The sequence below is a fragment of the Pseudomonas sp. BNK-30 genome (assembly GCF_047456185.1).
Classification (GTDB): Bacteria; Pseudomonadota; Gammaproteobacteria; order Pseudomonadales; family Pseudomonadaceae; genus Aquipseudomonas; species Aquipseudomonas putida_E.
The window spans coordinates 5029173-5049301 of the sequence record NZ_CP179904.1 but is presented as its reverse complement, the minus strand read 5'-3'; the positions used below and the strand labels follow the sequence as shown (position 1 = coordinate 5049301).

Annotated in this window: 20 protein-coding genes and 1 tRNA gene; 9 read left to right on the top strand and 12 right to left on the bottom strand. The window is 62.8% G+C overall.

Annotated features, from left to right (window positions below; all coding sequences use genetic code 11):
* The first annotated feature begins 23 nt into the window (after positions 1–23).
* Positions 24–1229 (top strand): methyltransferase, encoded by a 1206-nt coding sequence (locus ACMGGN_RS23375; protein WP_237860319.1) that lies wholly within the window; start codon positions 24–26, stop codon positions 1227–1229.
* Positions 1230–1513: 284 nt separating this feature from the next.
* Here ACMGGN_RS23375 and ACMGGN_RS23370 read toward each other — a convergent pair whose 3' ends face one another.
* Together ACMGGN_RS23370 and ACMGGN_RS23365 are read right to left on the bottom strand one after the other, a co-directional pair.
* Entirely contained in the window at positions 1514–1786 is a 273-nt protein-coding gene (locus ACMGGN_RS23370; protein ID WP_046788293.1) for a DUF3077 domain-containing protein, read from the bottom strand.
* Positions 1783–1941: a hypothetical protein gene (locus ACMGGN_RS23365; protein WP_414156324.1), complete on the bottom strand. Its 159-nt coding sequence runs from the start codon at positions 1939–1941 to the stop codon at positions 1783–1785. The genes ACMGGN_RS23370 and ACMGGN_RS23365 overlap by 4 nt, the downstream gene beginning before the upstream one ends.
* Positions 1942–2602: 661 nt before the next feature.
* On the opposite strand from ACMGGN_RS23365, the gene ACMGGN_RS23360 reads away from it, so the two are divergent.
* Both ACMGGN_RS23360 and ACMGGN_RS23355 read left to right on the top strand, forming a co-directional pair.
* Positions 2603–2857: a hypothetical protein gene (locus tag ACMGGN_RS23360; protein WP_039604502.1), complete on the top strand. Its 255-nt coding sequence runs from the start codon at positions 2603–2605 to the stop codon at positions 2855–2857.
* 98 nt (positions 2858–2955) lie between these two features.
* Positions 2956–3031 (top strand) — tRNA-Thr (locus tag ACMGGN_RS23355).
* 79 nt (positions 3032–3110) lie between these two features.
* Here ACMGGN_RS23355 and ACMGGN_RS23350 read toward each other — a convergent pair.
* The 3 genes from ACMGGN_RS23350 to ACMGGN_RS23340 form a co-directional block, all read right to left on the bottom strand.
* Positions 3111–3563, bottom strand: a complete 453-nt coding sequence (locus ACMGGN_RS23350) for a DUF2442 domain-containing protein (protein ID WP_237860317.1) — start codon at positions 3561–3563, stop codon at positions 3111–3113.
* On the bottom strand, positions 3551–3811 hold the full coding sequence (locus tag ACMGGN_RS23345) for a DUF4160 domain-containing protein (protein ID WP_237860315.1): 261 nt from the start codon (positions 3809–3811) through the stop codon (positions 3551–3553). The genes ACMGGN_RS23350 and ACMGGN_RS23345 overlap by 13 nt, the downstream gene beginning before the upstream one ends.
* A gap of 222 nt (positions 3812–4033) precedes the next feature.
* Complete coding sequence (locus ACMGGN_RS23340; RefSeq protein ID WP_237860312.1) at positions 4034–4321, bottom strand: helix-turn-helix domain-containing protein; 288 nt, start codon at positions 4319–4321, stop codon at positions 4034–4036.
* A gap of 354 nt (positions 4322–4675) precedes the next feature.
* On the opposite strand from ACMGGN_RS23340, the gene ACMGGN_RS23335 reads away from it, so the two are divergent.
* Entirely contained in the window at positions 4676–6343 is a 1668-nt protein-coding gene (locus ACMGGN_RS23335; protein ID WP_414156323.1) for an FMN-binding glutamate synthase family protein, read from the top strand.
* A gap of 138 nt (positions 6344–6481) precedes the next feature.
* On the opposite strand, the gene ACMGGN_RS23330 is transcribed toward ACMGGN_RS23335, so the two are convergent.
* From ACMGGN_RS23330 to ACMGGN_RS23310, 5 genes are all read right to left on the bottom strand, one after another.
* Positions 6482–6733 (bottom strand): helix-turn-helix domain-containing protein, encoded by a 252-nt coding sequence (locus ACMGGN_RS23330; protein ID WP_174141972.1) that lies wholly within the window; start codon positions 6731–6733, stop codon positions 6482–6484.
* A gap of 390 nt (positions 6734–7123) precedes the next feature.
* Complete coding sequence (locus ACMGGN_RS23325) at positions 7124–8443, bottom strand: OprD family porin (protein ID WP_174141973.1); 1320 nt, start codon at positions 8441–8443, stop codon at positions 7124–7126.
* Between the two features lie 429 nt (positions 8444–8872).
* Positions 8873–9070: a hypothetical protein gene (locus tag ACMGGN_RS23320; protein WP_012316698.1), complete on the bottom strand. Its 198-nt coding sequence runs from the start codon at positions 9068–9070 to the stop codon at positions 8873–8875.
* A gap of 180 nt (positions 9071–9250) precedes the next feature.
* Complete coding sequence (gene aguA / locus ACMGGN_RS23315; RefSeq protein ID WP_237860306.1) at positions 9251–10357, bottom strand: agmatine deiminase; 1107 nt, start codon at positions 10355–10357, stop codon at positions 9251–9253.
* A 153-nt stretch (positions 10358–10510) separates the two neighbouring features.
* A complete protein-coding gene (locus ACMGGN_RS23310) occupies positions 10511–13411 on the bottom strand; it encodes an aminotransferase (protein ID WP_237860304.1) in 2901 nt (966 codons plus the stop codon).
* Between the two features lie 191 nt (positions 13412–13602).
* Between ACMGGN_RS23310 and rfbC the strand changes: the two genes are divergently transcribed.
* Genes rfbC through ACMGGN_RS23285 form a run of 5 tightly spaced genes read left to right on the top strand, consistent with a single transcriptional unit; the run spans position 13603 to position 18713 of the window.
* On the top strand, positions 13603–14145 hold the full coding sequence (rfbC, locus tag ACMGGN_RS23305; RefSeq protein ID WP_115273116.1) for a dTDP-4-dehydrorhamnose 3,5-epimerase: 543 nt from the start codon (positions 13603–13605) through the stop codon (positions 14143–14145).
* Positions 14142–15002, top strand: coding sequence for a dTDP-4-dehydrorhamnose reductase (rfbD, locus tag ACMGGN_RS23300; protein ID WP_414156322.1), 861 nt, complete (start codon positions 14142–14144; stop codon positions 15000–15002). The genes rfbC and rfbD overlap by 4 nt, the downstream gene beginning before the upstream one ends.
* Positions 15003–15040: 38 nt before the next feature.
* Positions 15041–16855 (top strand): sensor histidine kinase, encoded by a 1815-nt coding sequence (locus ACMGGN_RS23295; protein WP_414156321.1) that lies wholly within the window; start codon positions 15041–15043, stop codon positions 16853–16855.
* Complete coding sequence (locus tag ACMGGN_RS23290) at positions 16852–18261, top strand: sigma-54-dependent transcriptional regulator (RefSeq protein ID WP_125924685.1); 1410 nt, start codon at positions 16852–16854, stop codon at positions 18259–18261. The genes ACMGGN_RS23295 and ACMGGN_RS23290 overlap by 4 nt, the downstream gene beginning before the upstream one ends.
* Positions 18258–18713: a YiiD C-terminal domain-containing protein gene (locus tag ACMGGN_RS23285; RefSeq protein ID WP_039604210.1), complete on the top strand. Its 456-nt coding sequence runs from the start codon at positions 18258–18260 to the stop codon at positions 18711–18713. Before ACMGGN_RS23290 ends, ACMGGN_RS23285 begins: the two co-directional genes overlap by 4 nt.
* Here ACMGGN_RS23285 and cysQ read toward each other — a convergent pair.
* Positions 18702–19529 (bottom strand): 3'(2'),5'-bisphosphate nucleotidase CysQ, encoded by an 828-nt coding sequence (gene cysQ / locus ACMGGN_RS23280; RefSeq protein ID WP_119687932.1) that lies wholly within the window; start codon positions 19527–19529, stop codon positions 18702–18704. The two genes, ACMGGN_RS23285 and cysQ, sit on opposite strands and share 12 nt — an antisense overlap.
* The gene (gene nudE / locus ACMGGN_RS23275; RefSeq protein WP_046788238.1) at positions 19526–20092 is read right to left on the bottom strand and encodes an ADP compounds hydrolase NudE; all 567 of its coding nucleotides are present in this window, start codon (positions 20090–20092) and stop codon (positions 19526–19528) included. The genes cysQ and nudE overlap by 4 nt, the downstream gene beginning before the upstream one ends.
* Positions 20093–20129: the final 37 nt, after the last annotated feature.

Here is a 20129-nt window from a genome sequence, read left to right as displayed (position 1 = left end):
CACCTCAACCAGTGCCAAGCCCCATGCCCCCTTTCCTCCACAGCCACCAACTACGCGAACGCTTCCTGGCCCTCGACCAGTTCCTGACCGAGCACCAGCAGCTGTGGAAACCCAGGCCCTTCACCACCCTGCGCCTGGACTGGGAAGCCGAACACCCCGCACTGTCCGCCCACCTGCGCCAATGCAGCCTGAGCGATGCCGAAGCCGACCTTGACCCGCAGGGCGTGCCCGCACCTTTTCCACACCTTGCCCGGCAAGCCCAACAGCTCAGCGCCCTGGGCGAGCTGCCCGACACCGGCCTGCCCCCCGCCGCACACCGCCTGGACGTCAACGTCCCGGGCCGTAAGTGGCAGCAGATCGAGGCCTTCAGCCGCCGCCTGAACTTTCGCACGCAGACCCACCACTGGCTGGACTGGTGCTCAGGCAAAGGCTACCTCGGCCGCCGCCTGCTGCAGCCCGGCCAGCAGCTGACCTGCCTGGAGTACGACGCCCAACTGGTCAGCGCCGGCCAAGCCCTGAGTGACCACCACCAGTTGCCGGCAACCCACGTGCACCAGGATGTCATGGCAGCGGACAGCCGCCGCCACCTGGGCGGCGACAAGAGCGTGGTGGCCCTGCATGCCTGCGGCGACCTGCATGTGCACTTGCTGCGTGTGGCCAGTGAGCAAGGCTGCCGCCATCTCGCCGTGGCGCCCTGCTGCTACAACCGCATCCAGGGCGAGCAGTACCAGCCGTTATCCACAGCTGCGCAGCGCTCGGCGCTGCAGCTGTCACTTTTGGACCTGGGCCTGCCACTGAGCGAAACCGTGACCGCCGGCGCCCGGGTTCGCCACCAGCGCGACTGCTCCATGGCCAGGCGCCTGGGCTTCGACCTGCTGCAGCGCCGCCAACGCCAGCGTGATGAATACCTGCCCACACCGTCGCTGCCAGTTGCCTGGCTGGCCAAACCTTTCGAGCAGTACTGCCGCGATCTGGCCGAGCTGCGCGAGCTGGAACTGACCATCAACCCCGACTGGGATGCCTTGGAAGCAGAGGGCTGGCAGCGCCTTGCCCAGGTGCGCAACCTGGAACGGGTACGCAACCTGTTCAGAAGGCCACTGGAAATGTGGCTGGTGCTCGACCGCGCACTGTTTCTTGAAGAGCAAGGCTACGCCGTACGCCTGGGCACCTTTTGCGATTATCCACTCACCCCACGCAACCTGCTGCTGCTTGCCGAGCGCGACCGTTAGCCACAGCACAACCTGTGGATAAGTCTGTGAACAAGCTTGTGATGAATGGTTGGATCCAAGCGTTATTTCAAACGTTCGCCTTATTCCCGCTGCAGCTGCAACCCCAGTAAAAACAGGCCTTTGCGCAAAGACCAGCGGTGCGCCGTATCGGCACGCCTTTCGCGCACGGCGCTGATGCCTCTTGTGCATAAACAAAAATTCGATTAGGCAAACAGCGCTGGATTGGTGCAGCCGCTGCCTGATTGTGGGCGCCGGCTGCCCGGCCCCCACAGGTGCGTTCCAACTCAGTGCAGCTTGTTCTTCGCCATCTCGATATCGTTCATCAGTGCCTTGGCCAGCGCACTGAGGTAATCGGCGGCCCCCAGTAGCTTGTGGTCATCCTCCATGTCGCCTTCGCGCACCAGGTGTTTGATGTAGCCCAGCAATATCGAAACCTGCTCATAGGCGTCGTCCACAGGAATGCCGGGTTGTACGCGCAAGAGATCCACGGGCGGGTTGCCGACTTCGAGAAACGTCTCGATACCGGCTGTGGTGAGAGGCTTGGTTTCAAGGCTCATGTGAACGACTCCCCATCCTGCGCATCGTCCAAACGCCGCTTCGCATGCTGGATCAGCACATAGGCCGAATAAGCCGCATGGTTGGCGTTTGCCAGCAGGTTCAGGCCGGGCTCGCCTGCGTGGTCACGGCAGTGGTCGTCGAGGGTTTCGACCACGACACGCAGGAGCTGGCCGGCGTGGGCGATGGCGTCGGGTGGGGAGATATCGCTGTGGATGGTGAAGTAGGGGTGGAGATGAGAGGGCGAGGTGGGTCTGGAACGATTTTCTTCATGGCAGCAGCTCCGTTGAGTTGGAAACCGCCACGCGGATCTTTCTCACAGATCTAGGTGGCAGTCATACGCGGGGTGAGAAAACCGAGGGAGCTACAAAGCTCGGCCAGACCGAAGTCTGCCCGCGTACGACCGCCATAACAGGCTAGCCAAGTAGCTCCACAACGGGTTTCTCACACCCGGTCACCAGGGTATTGGCGACCCAGGAACGGTATCCCTGGGGCACTTCCCCGCCAACAGTGAAGCTTCGGCAAGCTGCGTAGGATAATTCCCAAGTGCTCCGGTACTGAAGCATTTGGTTTCAGATTCAGAAATACCTTACAGCTGCGCTCCGAGCGAAAGAGCACCACCGCAACTTTGGGAGCGGGTTTACCGCGAAGAGGCCTGCGCAGTCATCACAATGCGAAGCAGATCCACCGCGAGCCCGGCCCACGGTGTATGATCCGCCCCCCAAATCATTAAAAAGCTACGTCGCGCGCTGCCCCGCCAGCCACGCGACCGTCTGGCGTTGCGCCAGAACCGACATGGACTAACGGACCTAGACATCGTGCCCCACGCCAAATCCCTTGCCCTGCTGACCCTCTCCCTGGCCCTGACTGCCTGCTCCAACGGCAGCGGCACCACGCCACAGCACACCAGCAACCTGGACTGGAACACCCCCGGCATGCAGCTGGGCGGCGACAACGGCCTGCCCCTTCGCGTAGAAAGCCCCTGCCGCAAGCGTGGTTGCGATAACGACAAGTTGTTCTTCAACCCCGCCAAGACCGAACCAAACGTCAACACCATCCACCGCGGCTGGTAGGAAATTTCTCCTTTTAAGCCGGTGACTTAGGTCATTTTCAAACAATCGCAAGGAAGTGGTTTACAGGCGCCAACCGATCGTTATAATGACGCCCCATTGCCGGTATAGCTCAGATGGTAGAGCAACTGACTTGTAATCAGTAGGTCCCGGGTTCGATTCCTGGTGCCGGCACCATTCGCAGTATCAAAAAAGGCTCACCGTAAGGTGGGCCTTTTTTGTTTTCGCAGTCCAGAACGGGTCTGCCCCGACAAGCTCAGGCAACCTTCTGCCCCAACGTTTCCCAGCCTAAACAAGCCAACGCCAATGTACGCGGCACAGCTTCTCGACCACTGCTATATCGGCTGATGCTACGTGCGCTAACGCCCAGTGCTTCGGCAGCTTGGTCGAGCGTCATCCGATGCCGCAGGCGCCAGCGGATGAAAATCCGCGTGTTGTCATCCGGCGCTGTCTGGGCAAGGGCGTCCAGCAACAAGGTGTCTGCACCGATTTGAATATCCAGTGCAGGCCATTCCACTGACCAGCCCCCGTCACCCAATACAGCACCTTGGAACGCCTCACGCTTGGCAAGAGGTGCCAAGCCTGGATACGCGGCAAGCTCGTCACTCATATCCAAGTCGAATCGCTGACCATTAGTAAAAGTCAGCTCCAGCCGTGCGCCGGGCCGTGCCTGAACAGCCCGCAGGCGGGGACGCTTCATCGATGCCATTTCATCCACTCCTTCAACAGATCGGCCTGATTGGCCGCGACCCACGCTAGGGCCTCTTGCACCACTTTGGCCGGTGCCTTGCCCTGTGTAACGACAACGGATTCAAGGCTGATCACCACGTCTACACCACCACCGGTCAGGTGCACATGCGGCGGTAAGTGGTCCCGCTCTCTTAGCTCGATGCGGTACTTGTCACAAAATCGGTTTAGTAGAGGTGATCTGAAGATATCGCCAAATTGGCGATGCATAAAGTGATGTCTATTCTGTGAAGGTCACGCCGCTCCCTGCGGTGGGTCACTTCCCAAGCTAAACCAGCCTTCTGCCCTGACGTCCCCCAAAAAGTCGCGATGGCTAGATGCCCTGCGAAGCTAGAGGCCAAGCGTGACGTGGCTTTCAGCCTAGTTATGTATTGTTGGAGCGCGGTACTAACTGGAATTGGCGGAGAAGGCTTGAACCTGCCCCCGAAGACGTCAGCTCAATGCTGCAAGTACATGCTCAGGGTCTTTGTGTATTGCACGAAGCAGAGCACGAGCGGGGCCTTCTGGCTCGCGGCGGCCTTGTTCCCAATTCCGTAGGGTCCCTACAGCAACATTGATGCGTTTGGCGAAGGCAGCCTGGGAGAGACCCGTTGCTTGGCGGATTTTTTTGACCTGAACAGCATCAACGTGGAATTCGCGCGAAGGCTGGCGCTCACCGCGATCGATCTCATCCATCTGTGTCATGCTTTCCACCAGACGATCGAAGAGATTATTTTCCAATACTTCCACCCTTTGTTGATTACGCGAAGCTTCGCTTTCTGTTCATCAGTCAAGGTATCCATGATGCCCTTGCGACAGATCAGAATCATTCGTATCTGGTGTGTCGAGGATGGATGGTAATAAGTCACTCGTACGCGACCATTGGCATCCCAGATCGCATAGCCGGCCCCGTCCACGTCCGTTGCCCAGCACTCACCCCGTCACTCTCAACCCACAGTCCATTTAATTCCAGAAATCGTGCACAAAGCCACACCACAGCCCGTCATCAGGTAACAGTGTTTTACCAATTGCCATGGTTTTCCGCGCGCCCAGTTTCCCTATCCTTGCCCCGGTCATCCTGCCTGCGATGGACCCATGAAACACTCTCTACCCAGCCGTTACGCCTGCCTGGCCATCTGCCTGATTTTCACCTGCGCCAGCCTTCCCCTGCTTGCCACGCTCACTTGGCTCTGGCCGCTGACGGTGATCACCGCCCTGCTCAGCCTGGTTGGCCTGAACGACCTGCGCCAGAGCCATCACGCAGTACGGCGCAACTACCCGATCCTGGGCAACATCCGCTACCTGATCGAAACCATCCGCCCGGAGATCCGCCAGTACCTGATAGAAGGCGACGACGACAAGCTGCCCTTCTCCCGTTCGCAACGGTCGCTGGTCTACGCCCGGGCCAAGAACGAAAGCGCCGAGAAAGCCTTCGGCACACTCAACGATGCCTATAAACCCGGCTTCGAATTCATCAGCCATTCGATGGTGCCGGTGGCAACCCCGGACCCTGCCTCGTTCCGTATCGCCATTGGCGGGCCGCAGTGCCGGGTGCCCTACTCGGCGTCGATCTTCAACATTTCGGCCATGAGCTTCGGCGCACTCAGCGCCAACGCCATCGCGGCGCTGAACCGCGGCGCGCGCATGGGCCGCTTTGCCCATGACACCGGTGAAGGCAGCATCAGCCCTTACCACCGTGAGCATGGCGGCGATCTGATTTGGGAAATCGGCAGTGGTTACTTCGGCTGCCGTACCGAGCAAGGCCGCTTCGACCCGCAGCGCTTCGCCGCCCAGGCCTGTGACCCGCAGGTGAAGATGATCGAGATCAAGCTCAGCCAGGGCGCCAAGCCCGGCCACGGCGGCATCCTGCCAGGGCACAAGGTCAGCGCTGAAATCGCCGCCACCCGTGGCGTGCGTGTGGGCGAGGACTGCATCTCACCGGCGGCGCACAGTGCCTTTCGCACGCCGCTGGAGCTGCTGCACTTCGTCGCTCAACTGCGTGAGCTGTCCGGTGGCAAACCCGTGGGCTTCAAGTTCTGCCTGGGCCACCCGTGGGAATTCATGGGCATCGCCAAGGCCATGCTGGCCACCGGCATCACGCCGGACTTCATCGTCGTCGACGGCAAGGAAGGCGGCACCGGCGCGGCGCCGCGCGAGTTCAGCGACAACATGGGCGTGCCCATGCGCGAAGGGCTGATGTTCGTGCACAACACCTTGGTAGGCCTGAACCTGCGCTCGAGCATCCGCATTGGTGCGGCGGGCAAGATCGTCAGCGCCTTCGATATCGCCAGCGTGCTTGCCATCGGCGCCGACTGGGTCAACTCGGCGCGCGGTTTCATGTTCGCCATCGGTTGCATCCAGTCGCAGAGCTGCCATACCAACAAGTGCCCGACCGGTGTGGCCACCCAGGACCCGTTGCGCCAGCGTGCGCTGGTGGTGCCGGACAAGGCCGAGCGGGTCGCCAGCTTCCACCGCAACACCCTCCATGCCCTGGCCGAGATGCTGGCGGCCGCCGGCCTGGAGCACCCCTCGGAGCTCAAGCCCAAGCACCTGGCACGGCGCATCAGCACCAGCGAGATAAGCCTATTTTCGGATTTGCATCAGTTCCTCAAGCCCGGCGAATTGCTCAGCGGCTCGATCGAGAGCGAGTTCTATGCGCGGATGTGGCGGATGGCGCGCAGCGACAGCTTTGCACCGGAGACGGGGGAAACAGCGGTGGCGCCAGCAACACCGGTACGCCGAAAAGAAACAACCGCGGCATAGGCCGTCTGCAGTTACGGTCAAACATTTGAGTCCAATTATTCCGTAGGGCGGGCTTTAAATAGCGGAAAAGGTAGTCGCCATTACTGAACAGAATCGTGCCGCTATCACCCTGGGGAGTGGCAACCTTCAAGAAAGCACTCATTCAAACATCCCCTGAATCTGGTCCAGCGTGGGCATCACGGCGGGTACCACCTGAAGCTCACAATCCAATGCACCGAGCGCCTTGGCGTAGGCTGCTATGGCTACCGAAAGACTGCCCTTTTCCATGGCTATGATTTTTTGCCGGGGAAGGCCTGCACGATGCGCGAGCTGCATTTGGGTAAGCCCCAGGTTCATCCGGCGAGCACGCATTTGGGTCGCCAGGCGCTCGGTGATCAAAACGTGGTCCATGTCCTGTATCCGTAACAAAAAGTGCTTTATGTAACGTATACGAGACCAGAGAGGAAACCAAAGACCCTGATGCCTGAAGGGATAAGCGGTGTTAATGCACCTCCAAGGCAGCGCTGAAGATGCAAGCCTCAGAACGTCGTACTCAGCGTCACCGACAGGTTCCTCGGGCCAGGCAGGTGCAACCGGATAAGTATGTTCGGGTAAAGCGAGCAGGCACTGTAGGCGACGGCGTACATAGCATAAGCCTTGGTAAGCCATAGGGGCGGAGTGGGCTTGAAGGATCGGGGGGCGCGCTGCGCCCCTTTCGCGACACGAGGCCGCTCCTACACGCAGAGCGTAGCGCGGCCATTGTCACGACAGGGCTGCAGGGCAGCCCCGGCGGGGTCAGTATCAGAAGATGCTGATCGGGTACTCGACGAATACGCGGACTTCGTTGCCGTCGTCGTTGTAGCCGTTTTGCTGTACAGCGTTGTTGGTGCGAAGGAACGAGCTGCGCAGCTTGATCGACAGGTCCTTGGCCGGGCCGTCCTGGACGACGTAGCGGATCTGGTTGAAGATCTCGCGCTCTTTGCCTTCGCCGAAACCTTGCGGGTTAGCGTTGTTGCGGGTGTTGATGTTGTCACCCACCACGTAGGCCAACTTGTAGGTCAGGCCCGGGATGCCGTAGGCACCGAAGTCCAAGCCGTAGCCCAGCTGCCAGGAACGCTCGTCTTCGGCGTTGAAGTCGGACCAGTAGGAGTTGGCCAGGTAGATGGTCGAACCACCGTCACCCACGCCACCTTCGTTCTGGTACCAGCCGTAGTTGTAGCCGGTGCTGCCGGTGCTGCGCTGGTGCGCAAGGGTGAACGAGTGTGCACCGTAGGCGTAGGTCGCGGCCAGGCTCCAGATGGTGTTGGAGTCGCCGTTCAGGCCGGCAGCCTGGACGTACTGCTTGTCGATGTCCGACTTGTAGCCGTTGAAGTCCAGGGTCAGGGACTGGTCGTCGGCGATCGGGAAGACGTAGTTCAGGCCCAGGTAGTGCTTCTTCATCACGTCTTCGTTGTCTGCGGTGTACAGCGAAGCGGTGAAGTTGTCGGTGAACTTGTAGCTGCCGCCGAAGACGTTGATCGACTTCAGGCCGCCACCGTCACGACGCTCGGCGCTCTTGCGCGCTTCCTGGGTGAAGCGGCCGGCGTTCAGCTCAAGGCCCTGGATTTCCTTGGAGGTGATCAGGGTACCGGTGAAGCTTTCTGGCAGCAGTCGGCCATCATCGTACTGCAGCACTGGCAGGGACGGCATCTGGTCACCGTACTTGAGCACGGTGTTGGAGATGCGGAACTTCACAGCCGCGCCGGCACGGGCCAGGTCATGCGGGCCGCTGGCGTTGCCGTCGGCGTTCTTGGTGTTTCCTGGCTTGAAGAAGTCAACGCCAGCGCCACCATTGTGGCCCTTGCCGCCGTCCAGGCGTACGGCATACAGGCCGAACGCGTCAACGCCCACGCCCACGGTGCCTTGGGTGAAGCCAGAGGAGAAGTTGGCGATTGCCGCCTGGCCCCATTCGATCTGGTCATCGGTACCGTGTTTCTTGTCACGGTTGATGTAAGCGTTACGCAGAAGAACGTTTGCGTGGCTGTCTTCGATGAAGCCCTTGCTCTCGGCCTGCTCGTTGGCCTGGGCCTGGGTCGCGGCGATCATCGCCAAAGCGACCAGGCTGATCCTGGTTTTCAACATCTTGTTTTCCTTATTTCGTAATCAAAAACGCTCTGCAATATGACGCCAGGAACCAACGCCCCTTCGTAGGTTCGACGCTATGCGGATCCGAACTGAAAGGCCCGCCAATGGTCGTGTGGCGGGCCTTGTGCAGCAGCATGGCCAGGTCATGGCCAGCAGGCGTTGGCCGAATCCTAGCCGCGTGCGATTACAAATGTCAAAAACTCGTGAAATGCAGGTCGATATAACCAAAATAATGCGATCGAACAGGGCATTTCCTTGCATGTTCGCGCTATCAGCGGGCAATTTATCTTGGGCCAGGTAAGTCGCTTTGTCGCGTAGGGCAATTCTGGGATTAAGTGTTACAGGGCCGGCCTTGGCCCCCAGAAATGAAAACGCCACCGCAAGTGCGGTGGCGTTTCTCAAGGGTGGTGCGGGCTCCTGCCCTGTTCAGTGCCACACGCCCAGCAGCGCTTCCAGCTCCGCATCGCTGATCAGGCCCTGCGGGTAGCGGCCATCCAGCAAACGTCGTGGGTCGGTCGTCCTGACCCGATTGCTTCCATGGTGTTTCAACCAATGTGCCAAGGTTTTCAGCGCTTGGTGATTTACTGCCGATGGGCGCAAAGCCGTCTCACTTGCTGTGTTCATGTCTACACGTACTCCTTACCCCGTGAGCGGCTAATCTACGTCTTGATTGTTACAGAACGGAGTGACCGTACTGCTGAGTTAACTCCCTGAAAACAATACAAAACATATGCCATTTCGACATGCCGGACGTCGCGGCCCAAAAAAACCCGTCAGGCGACGGGCTTTTTCTGCAGCGTTGCTTCAGCGCTTGACCGGCGCCGGTTGCTGCTGAGTCAGGCAGTGGATGTTGCCACCCCCCAGCAGCAGCTCACGCCCGGGGATCATCACCACTTCGTGGTCCGGGAAGACCTTGGCCAGAATGGCTCTGGCCTGGGCATCTGCCGGGTCATTGAAGCTTGGCGCGATGATGCCGCCGTTGACGATCAGGAAGTTCACGTAGGACCCGGCCAGGCGTACAGACGGGTCTCGCTCCTGGCTACCGACCACCTGATCGACGCCGGCGCACTCTTCTTCAGTGGCGAACAGCGGGCCAGGAATGGGCATCTTGTGCACCACAAACTCGCGGCCTTTGGCATCACGGCTGTTTTTCAGCACGTCATAGGCGGCATGGCAGCGCGCATAGTTGGGGTCGTTGGAATCATCGGTCCAGGCCAGTAACACTTCGCTTGGGCTGACGTAACAGCAGAAGTTGTCGACGTGGCCGTCGGTTTCGTCGTTGTACAGGCCATCGGGCAGCCAGACGATGGTCTCCACCGCCAGGTGCTCACGCAGGATCTCTTCGATCTGCGCACGGTTCAGGTGCGGGTTGCGGTTGCGGTTGAGCAGGCACTCTTCGGTAGTGATCAGGGTGCCCTCACCGTCCACATGGATCGAGCCGCCCTCAAGCACGAAGCCTTCGGTCTGGTAGCGCTGGCAACGCTCCATCTCCAGCACCTTGGCTGCCAGCTCCTCGTCGCGGTTCCACGGCGCGTACAGGCCGCCGTCGAAGCCGCCCCAGGCGTTGAAGCCCCAATCCACACCGCGCACTTCGCCCGAATCGTTGATGACGAAGGTCGGGCCGGTATCACGTACCCAGGCGTCGTCGTTGCTGATTTCCACCACACGGATGTTGGGCAGGTCGAGCTGACGACGGGCGTTTTCGTACTGGCCGGCAGAAACAGCCACGGTAACCGGCTCGAAGCGGGCGATGGCCTTGGCCAGGGTGACGTGGGCAGCCTGGGCGGGCTTGCCTCCCAGGCGCCAGTTGTCCGAACGCTCAGGCCAGACCATCCACACCTGGCTTTGCGGCGCCCATTCGGCGGGCATGTGGAAACCGTCGGCGCGGGGGGTGGAGTTGAGGGTTTTCATGGGTAACCTCTGCAAAGGCCCTAGGCCGATGGTCAATTTGGATGCCGATTTTATAACCGATATATATCGGCATTAAAAGGATGAAAACGCTGAGCGGCTGATAAAAATGCCGCTCAGGCCGATAACAATCGACATGAGCGGCATCGCTGATGCTTACAACCCTTCGGACAGGATGCGGTCCACACTGTTCACAAAGTAGTCCACGCTGGCGCGCGTGGTGCACATCGGCGGCTTGATCTTGAGGATGTTCAGGTAGTCGCCGGTCGGCTGCATGAAGATCCCCAAGTCACGCAGGCGGTCGCACAGCACCATGGTTTCCTCGGTGGCCGGCTCCAGCGTCTGGCGGTCACGCACCAGCTCCAGGCCCAGGTAGAACCCCGAACCATGCGTGGCACCGGCAAGCGGATGTTTATCGACCAACGCTTGCAGGCGCGCTTTGAAATACCGCCCGGTTTCGCGGGTGTTCTGCCACAACCCCTCCTCGTCCATCACGTCCAGCACCGCCATGCCGATACGGCAACTCACCGGGCTGCCGCCAGCCGAAGAGAAGAAGTAGCCCTGCGCCTCCAGCGCCTCGGCAATCTCGCGCCGGGTAATCACCGCCCCCAGTGGCTGGCCGTTGCCCATACCCTTGGCCATGGTGATGATGTCGGGCACCACCCCCTGCTCCTCGAAGCCCCAGAAGTACTCACCCAGGCGGCCATAGCCCACCTGTACTTCATCGGCGATGCACACACCGCCGCGGGCACGGACCTTGGCATACGCCTCTTTCAGGTAACCCGCAGGCAGCGAGATGCCACCGGCGTTGCCATAAACCGGTTCGCAGATCATGCCGGCCAGCTGACGGCCACGGGCATCGAGGTCGGCGAGCTTGGCATCGACGTCGCGTAGATAGTCACCGGCACTGTCTGCGCCACGGTAGCGGCCACGGAAGGTGTTCGGCGCCTCGACCGGGTGCACCCAGTCGGGTCGGGTTTCCAGGGCTTGCGGGTTGTCGGCAATGGAGGTGGAAATGGCATCGGTCGCCACCGACCAGCCATGGTAGGCCTCCAGCACGCTGAGCAGGTCGCGCCCGCCGCTGTAGGCCCAGGCCAGGCGAATGGCCAGGTCGTTGGCCTCGGTACCACTGTTGACCAAGAACACTCGGTCAAAGCCCGCCGGCGCCAACTTGAGCAGGCGTTCAGAAAACTCGGCAATGGCCGCGTAATGGAACCGCGAGTTGGTATTGAGCAACGACCATTGCCGTGCCGACTCGGCCACCATGCGGGGGTGACCATGGCCGAGTACCGCGACGTTGTTGAGCATGTCGAGGTAGGAGCGGCCTTGCATGTCGATCAGGTAGTTGCGCCAGCCGCGTTCGATGTGCGGTGGCTGTGCATAGTAGTGCTTCTGCGAGCGGGCAAAGCTGGCGTCGCGGCGGGCCAGCAATGCCTGGGGGTCGGCCAGCGGCTCGGCATCGCAGTCGAAACCCAGCAAAGCTGCAGGCGAGGGGCACAGCGCCAGCCAGGCGGCAGCCTGGGAAGGTGCAGCGAACAGCGGAGGCTGGATGCTGGCGTCCAGGCACAGCTGCACACTGAGAAAACCACAGCTGCTGCCCAGCGCCTGCCCCTTGGCCACGGCCTGCCCGTCTGCGGGGGTATCTTCCAGGCCACTGAGCCACAAGGCCCACTGTGCCGTGCGCAAGCAGCCACGGCCATCGCCGTGGCGCTGCCAGGTCCCGGCTTGCGGGGCCTGTACCGCACTGCCGTTGGGCACATGCAATTCGACGCCCAGGGCGCAGGTGGCCGGCTCGTCAGGGCGGTCGATATGGGTTTGCGACAGGCGATACTGGCCATGCAGGCTGCAAGCAGGCGCGGGCTGCGCCGTCAGCTGACGCTGATCGAAGCCGGGCTGCTCCCAGTTACCGGCCTGGCAGTGGGGGCTGAGCACGCCCAGGTCGACGCGCGTTACCGCCTCACGGGCAAGGTCCGGCAGCAACAGGGCGCAATCGGCGAGGTCCGGTCGGCTCGGTTCGATGCCGGCGGCCTGCAGAATGGCCGCTTCCATCAGGGCAAAAGGCACGGCGGTAGCGGTATCGAAGATCTCCCACTCATGGGCGATGTTGTCACGGATGTACTGGTTGCCCGGGTCCACGGCCAGTTGTTGCTCACTGCTGAGCACCAGCACCGCAGCGCGGTTGAGCACAAGCGGCCACAGGGCGCGCAACTCGGTTTCGCTCAGCGGGTTGAGGGCCTGGTAAGCGCGCACGGCCGGCAGGATGCGCAGCGGGTCGCCTTCGGCATGGTGCAGCAAGGCCGCGCAGGTCACCGACAAGTCGGCGATGCGCCAGGTACGCACCAGGTCACCGAAATCGATGATGCCCTGCAGTTGCCACTGGCGCTGCTCATCGCGGGCCCAGACGGCATTGTCATCGGTGATGTCCAGGTGCACGGCCTGGCTCGGCAAGGCGTCCACCAGCGGTGCCAGGTGTGCGGCGGCCAGGCCAGTGGCCTGCTCCAGGCGGGCGCGCTGCCCGGCATCCTGCAGCACTGGCAACAAATGCTCGATCAGCGCCTGGGCGTGTTGCGGGTCCCATTGCAGGGTGCGCACCAGGCCTGGGTGGTCGAAATCGGCCAAGGCTTTGTCGACCCGGGCGCACAGCGCGCCCAGTTCGGCCATCAGGCGAGGCTGCATGTGCTTGAGGCGGGTCAGCGGCTGCCCTTCTATATAATCGAGCAGGCGGGCGCGCAGCGGTTGGCCATCGATGTCCAGTGCCAACAACGACTGGCCGTCGAGTGCCGGGCGTACGGCAGGTACCGGCAACCCTTGCCCGCGCAGGTAAGCCAGCGCCGCATGCTGCGCCTCCAGTTCCATCTGGGCATAATTGCCGTGGCAAACCTTGAGCACAAACCGCTCCTGCCCCGTATCCAGACGCAAGTTCAGGTCTTGCTGGCTGCCCAGCGTAGTCAGGCTGCCGGCCAGGTCGTAATGCGCCTGAAGCAAGGCATGCGCCTGGGCTTCGCTGAGCGAAGGGCTTGGCAGGCTGGAACGCTGGATCAGGGTGCTGAGGGGCATGAAGATGGAACCTCTTTTACTTTTCGCTTATCTCGCCACTGCCAAGGCCGATACACAAGTGGCAATGATGAAATGATGATCGTGCGTCCACGCTCGGTCATGATGGCAATCCGGGCTGCAAAGCGCCAAGGCGGCTACATTGAACGAGGCCGGTACGGTCCACCCCTGAGTACACTGGTCAGAAAATTGCCATGAACATAATCGCAACAGACATACCCGACGTACTGATCATCGAGCCCAAGCTCTTCGGTGACAGCCGCGGCTTTTTCTTCGAAAGCTTCAATGCCCGCGAGTTTGCGCGGCTGACAGGCTTTGACGCCCATTTCGTCCAGGACAACCACTCCCGCTCACAGCGCGGCGTGCTCCGCGGGCTGCACTACCAGATCGATAACCCTCAGGGGAAACTGGTGCGGGTTGTGCAGGGCGAAGTGCTGGATGTGGCCGTGGACATTCGCCGCAGCTCACCGACATTCGGCCGCTGGGTAGCCACCCGCCTGTGCGCCGAAGACCACCGCCAGTTCTGGATCCCGCCAGGGTTCGCCCATGGTTTCCTGGTGTTGAGCGAATCGGCTGACTTCCTGTACAAGACCACCGACTACTACAACCCCGCCGCCGAGCGCTGCATCCGCTGGGATGATCCACAGCTGGCCATCGACTGGGGCGTGGAAGCGCCGCAGCTGTCGGCCAAGGACCAGGCCGGCGCGCTGCTGGCTGACGCGGACCTGTTCCCATGAGGGTGCTCGTGTGTGGCCACAATGGCCAGGTCGCCCAAGCGCTGAAAACACAGTTGGCCGGCCTGGGCGAGATACACCTGCTGGGCCGCGACCAACTGGACCTGGCACAGCCCGAGGCCTTGCGTGAACCGCTGCGCCAGCTTGCCCCCGGGCTGATCATCAATGCTGCCGCCTACACCGCAGTGGACCAGGCCGAAACCGAGCCGGACACCGCCTTTGCGATCAATGCCCAAGCCCCTGGCGTGCTTGCCGAAGAAGCGCTGCGCCTTGGCGCACCGCTGATTCACTACTCCACCGACTACGTGTTCGACGGGGAAAAGGCCACGCCATACAACGAGCAGGACGTACCCAACCCGCTCGGTGTCTACGGGCGCAGCAAGCTTGCCGGTGAGCAGGCCATCGCTGCCGTGGGCGGCACACACCTGATTCTGCGTACCAGCTGGGTGTACTCGCTGCACGGGCGCAACTTCCTGCTGACCATGCAACGCCTGCTGCAGGAAAAACCGCAACTGCGGGTGGTCGACGACCAGATCGGCGCGCCAACCTGGGCCACGACCATCGCCCTCAGCACCCGCGTGCTGATCGAGCGCTGGCAGGCTGGCCGGGCCGGTGCCTGGGGCACCTATCACCTGGCCGCCCAAGGCCAGACCTCGTGGTTCGGCTTTGCCCAGGCCATCGGCGAGCAGCTCAAGGCCCGCGGCCTGCCCTGCGCCGAGCTGCTGCCGATCCCCTCCAGCGAATACCCCACGCCCGCGCGCCGGCCGGCCAACTCGCGCCTGGACTGCTCACGCCTGGCCCGCGAGTGGGGCGTAACGCTACCGCACTGGCAGCAGGCGCTGATCGACTGCCTCAAGTAGCGCATAATTGCGCCAGACCCTTCTGGCGCATTTACGCGATGATTGCAAAACCCACGCACCCACGCCGTCCCCGCTGGCGCAGCCTGGCCCTGTTGGCCCTGTGCCTGGCCCCTTTGCTGTGGCCGCTGCATCACCTTGCCGAACGCTATTATCAGGACGAACTGGCGTCGCAGAATCGCCAGACCCTGGACCTGTATGTCGCCAACCTGCTCGGCACCCTGCACCGCTACGAAACCCTGCCGCAGATTCTTGGCGAATTGCCGGCGCTGCGCGGCGTACTGGCCGACCCGTTCAAGCTCGAAGCGGTGACCAACGCCAACCGCCTGCTCAAAGACATCGCCCACCAGACCGGTGCCGAGGTGATGTACCTGATGGACGTCAGCGGCAATACCCTGGCCGCCTCCAACTGGGACAAGCGCGACAGCTTCGTGGGCCGCAATTTCGCCTTCCGCCCGTACTTCAACGAGGCCATGGCCGGGCAACTTGGGCGCTTCTTCGGCCAAGGCACCACGTCGGCCAAGCGCGGCTACTTTTTTGCCGCTGCCGTGCATGACCGTGAACGCATCGTCGGGGTATTGGTGGTCAAGGTCGACCTGGACCACACCGAGACCCTCTGGGGCAATACGCCCGAGCAATTGCTGCTGACCGACCACAACGGTGTGGTGATCCTCACCTCGCGGCCCGACTGGCGCTTTCGCGCCACGCGCGAGCTGACCGAGGCCGAGCGCCAGGCGATCATCGCCATCCAGCCCTACCCGACCCAGGCGCCACAGCCGCTGGTACTCAACCAGAACGCTTGGCTGGCCCAGACGCGTGACATCAAGGAGACCGGCTGGCAGGTCAGCATCCTCGCACCTCGCATGCTGGTCGACCGTTCGGTGCAAACCGTCATGGCCATTGGTGGCGGCGCACTGCTGGTGCTGATGCTGCTGGCCGGCCTGGTGATGCAACGCCGCCGGCACTATATCGACCGCATCGACTTCGAAGCCCGGGGCCGCCAGGAGCTGGAAAATCGTGTGGCCCAGCGCACGGCCGACCTGGAAGGCCTCAACAACCGCCTGAAAAGCGCGGTACTGGAGCGCGAGAATGCCCAGCAGGAGCTGGTGCGCGCCCAGGACGAGCTGGTGCAGGCGGGCAAGCTGTCGGTGCTCGGCACCATGTCGGCGAGCATCAGCCACGAACTCAACCAGCCCTTGGCAGCCATCCGCAGTTACGCGGAAAACGCCGAGATCCTGCTCGATCACCAGCGCACTGAAGATGCCCGCGGCAACCTCAAGCTGATCGGCGAACTGACCGGGCGCATGGCCTCGATCATCGCTCACCTGCGGGCCTTCGCCCGGCGGGACCGCCACGCACCGGAAAGCGTGGCCCTGCAGCCGGCGCTGGACGACGCCCTGGCGCTTCTGGCCAAACGCCGCCGAGCGATGGCCGTTGAGCTGATCCGTGACCTGCCCGATGCCACCCTGTGGGTACAGGCCGGGGAGACACGCCTGCGCCAGGTGCTCGGCAACCTGCTGGCCAACGCCCTCGATGCCCTGACTGAAAAAGCCAACCCGCGCCGCCTGTGGCTGAGTGCCGAAAAGCGCGATGACTACGTCTACCTGTTCATCCGCGACAATGGCCCGGGCTTCAGCCGGCAGGCCCTCGAGCACGCCAAGGAGCCGTTCTTCACCACCAAGACCCGCACCCAGGGCCTGGGCTTGGGCCTGGCCATCTGCGAAAGCCTGATGCGTGCCCTGGGCGGTGAACTGCTGCTGGCCAACCACCCGGAAGGCGGCGCCCTGCTCACCCTGCGAATGCGTGTGGCAGCGCCCGGCGCCAACCTGCAACCATCGGAGGACCCCTCGGCATGACCCCCGAGATACAGATCGACAGTCAGGCCCAGGTGCTGCTGGTCGACGACGACCCACACCTGCGCCAGGCCTTGAGCCAAACCCTCGACCTGGCGGGGCTGAAGGTGGTTGCCCTGGCCGACGCCCAAGGCCTGGCCGAGCGCCTGGAGCCCGACTGGCCTGGCGTGGTCGTCAGCGACATCCGCATGCCCGGCATCGATGGCTTGCAACTGCTCGAACAATTGCACGGGCGGGACAACGAACTGCCAGTGCTGCTGATCACCGGCCACGGCGATGTGCCCCTGGCGGTGCAGGCCATGCGCGCTGGCGCCTACGACTTCCTTGAAAAACCCTTTGCCAGTGAAGCCCTGCTCGACAGCGTGCGCCGCGCCCTGGCCCTGCGCCGGCTGGTGCTCGATAACCGCAGCCTGCGCCTGGCCTTGAGCGACCGCCAGCAACTGGCCACCCGCCTGGTCGGCCATTCGCCCGCCATGCAGCGCCTGCGCGAACAGATCGGCGCCCTGGCCGGCACCCGCGCCGACGTGCTCATCCTTGGCGAAACCGGCGCTGGCAAGGAGGTGGTGGCCCGCGCCCTGCACGACCTGTCCAGCCGCCGCGATGGGCCATTCGTGGCCATCAATGCCGGCGCCCTGGCCGAGTCGGTGGTCGAAAGCGAGCTGTTCGGCCATGAGCCCGGCGCTTTCACCGGCGCGCAGAAGCGCCGCATCGGCAAGTTCGAGTTCGCCAATGGCGGCACGCTGTTCCTCGACGAAATCGAAAGCATGAGCCTGGACGTGCAGGTGAAGTTGCTGCGCCTGCTGCAGGAACGGGTGGTCGAGCGCCTGGGCGGCAACCAGCTCATCCCGCTGGACATCCGCATCATTGCCGCAACCAAGGAGGACCTGCGCCAGTCTGCCGACCAGGGCCGCTTCCGTGCCGACCTTTACTACCGCTTGAACGTGGCACCGCTGCGCATCCCGCCGCTGCGCGAGCGAGGGGATGACATCCTGGTGCTGTTCCAGCATTTCGCCGATACCGCCAGCCAACGCCACGGCTTGCCACCGCAAACCCTGCAGCCTGCGCACCGGGCCATGCTGCTGCGCCATGCCTGGCCAGGCAATGTGCGCGAACTGCAAAACGCCGCCGAGCGTTTCGCCCTTGGCCTGGAGCTGGCGCTCGATAACCAGGCGCCCGCTGCCGCAGCACCCACAGCCCCGCTTCAGCTGGGCAACCTCAGCGAACAGGTCGAGCAGTTCGAGCGTTCGTTGATTGCCGCCGAACTGGGCCAGCCGCACAGCTCCATGCGCAGCCTGGCCGAGGCACTCGGTATCCCGCGCAAAACCTTGCATGACAAGCTGCGCAAGCACGGCCTCAGTTTTGACGGTGGCCACAGCGGGCCTGACGACCACGAGGACAACCGCCCATGAACAGCGACAGCCAGTACCTGCAGGGCGTCCTGCACAGCGACATTCCCCTGACCCGTGAAATGGGCCTGCAGGTCATCGATTGGCAAGGGCAGAGCCTGCGCCTGCAGCTGCCGCTGGCCGCCAACGTCAACCACAAAAGCACCATGTTCGGCGGCAGCCTGTACTGCGCCGCCGTGCTGGTGGGCTGGGGCTGGTTGCACCTGCGCCTGCGCGAGCTGGGCATCGACGACGGGCATATCGTCATTCAGGAAGGGCAGATCAGCTACCCGCTGCCGGTCACCGGCACGGCAGTGGCGCGCTGCGCCGCACCGGACGAAAAAACCTGGGAGCGCTTCGTTGCGATGTATCAGCGCCGTGGCCGTGCGCGGCTGACGCTGGACACCACGGTTTGCAATGCTGGCAGCGACGAGCCCGCCGTGAGGTTCAGCGGGCAGTATGTGTTACATCGCTGAGGCGAGCTGGATCAGCGCCTGACGCCAGCTGGCAGCCGCGGGAAGGGCCAGGAAGAAGGGGTTGAGCAGGGATTCGCGTGGCGGGTAGCGGAACGGCTGGCCATCCACGCCGATCACTTCGCCGCCTGCCCCTTCCAGCACACCTTGCGCCGCAGCGGTGTCCCACTGCGAGGTCGGCGCCAGGCGCGGGTAGCAGTCGGCGCTGCCTTCGGCCAGCAGGCAGAACTTGAGCGAGCTGCCGATATTGGCCAGCTCCAGCTCACCGACAGCAGCGCCAAGGCCAGACAGCAACGCTTCCTGCTGTGGGCTGGAATGGCGACGGCTGGCCACCACGGTGAAACGACCATCGGCAGGTGGCGCGTTACGGACCTGGACCGGCTGGGGCTCGCCGCCTGCCTCTGCCCGCCAGGCACCCAGGCCTTGGCCACCGAAATAACAGCGCCCGCTGGTGGGCATCGAAACCACGCCAAACACCACTTCGCCGTTTTCGATCAGCGCGATATTGACGGTGAACTCTTCGCTGCCCGCGATGAACTCCTTGGTACCGTCCAAAGGGTCGACCAGCCACCAGCGCTGCCAGCCCTGGCGCTCGGCCAACGGAATATTGCAGTCTTCCTCAGACAGCACAGGGATCTGCGGCGCCAGCGCCTGCAGGCCGTCGGCGATAACCCGGTGTGCGGCCAAGTCGGCGGCGGTCACCGGCGAATCATCCGCCTTGTTGGTCACCGCCACGTCGGCGCGCCAGAACGGCAGGATCGCCTGCCCTGCCAGGGCGGCCAGTTTCACCACTTCATGCATCAGTTGCTGGTCGTTCATACGTCGAGCAGCCCCCGTTGAATCAGCAGGTCACGCGCCAGGTACAACGCCGCCAGCGCCCGCCCCTCGCTGAACTGCGGGTGCATGGCCAGCGCCGAGAGTTCGCGAAGGTTGACCTTGTCGACCCGCATCGGCTCCGGCTCGTCGCCCTCCAGCCGCTCTTCGTAAAGGTCGGTGGCCAGCACCACCTGGATCTTCTGGCTCATGTAGCCGGGGGACAGCGACAGCTCGGTCAGGTGTTCCAGCTGACGCGCGCCAAAGCCGGCTTCTTCCTTGAGTTCCCGGTCAGCCGCTGCCAACACATCCTCGCCCGGTTCGATCAGGCCTTTGGGCAGGGACAGTTCGTATTCATCTGTGCCTCCGCAATACTCCTCCACCAACACCGCGTGTTCGGCATCGAGCATGGCCACGATCATGACGGCGCCGTATCCATTGCCGCGCCCGACCAGGCGCTCGTAGGTACGCTCGTTGCCGTTGCTGAAACGCAACTGCACGGCCTCGACGCGGAACAAGCGGCTGCTGGCGACGATCTCGCGGCTGAGAACGGTGGGTTTCTGGCGCATGGGGCGGCTCCTTGGCGTGAACGGGTTACTATACCGT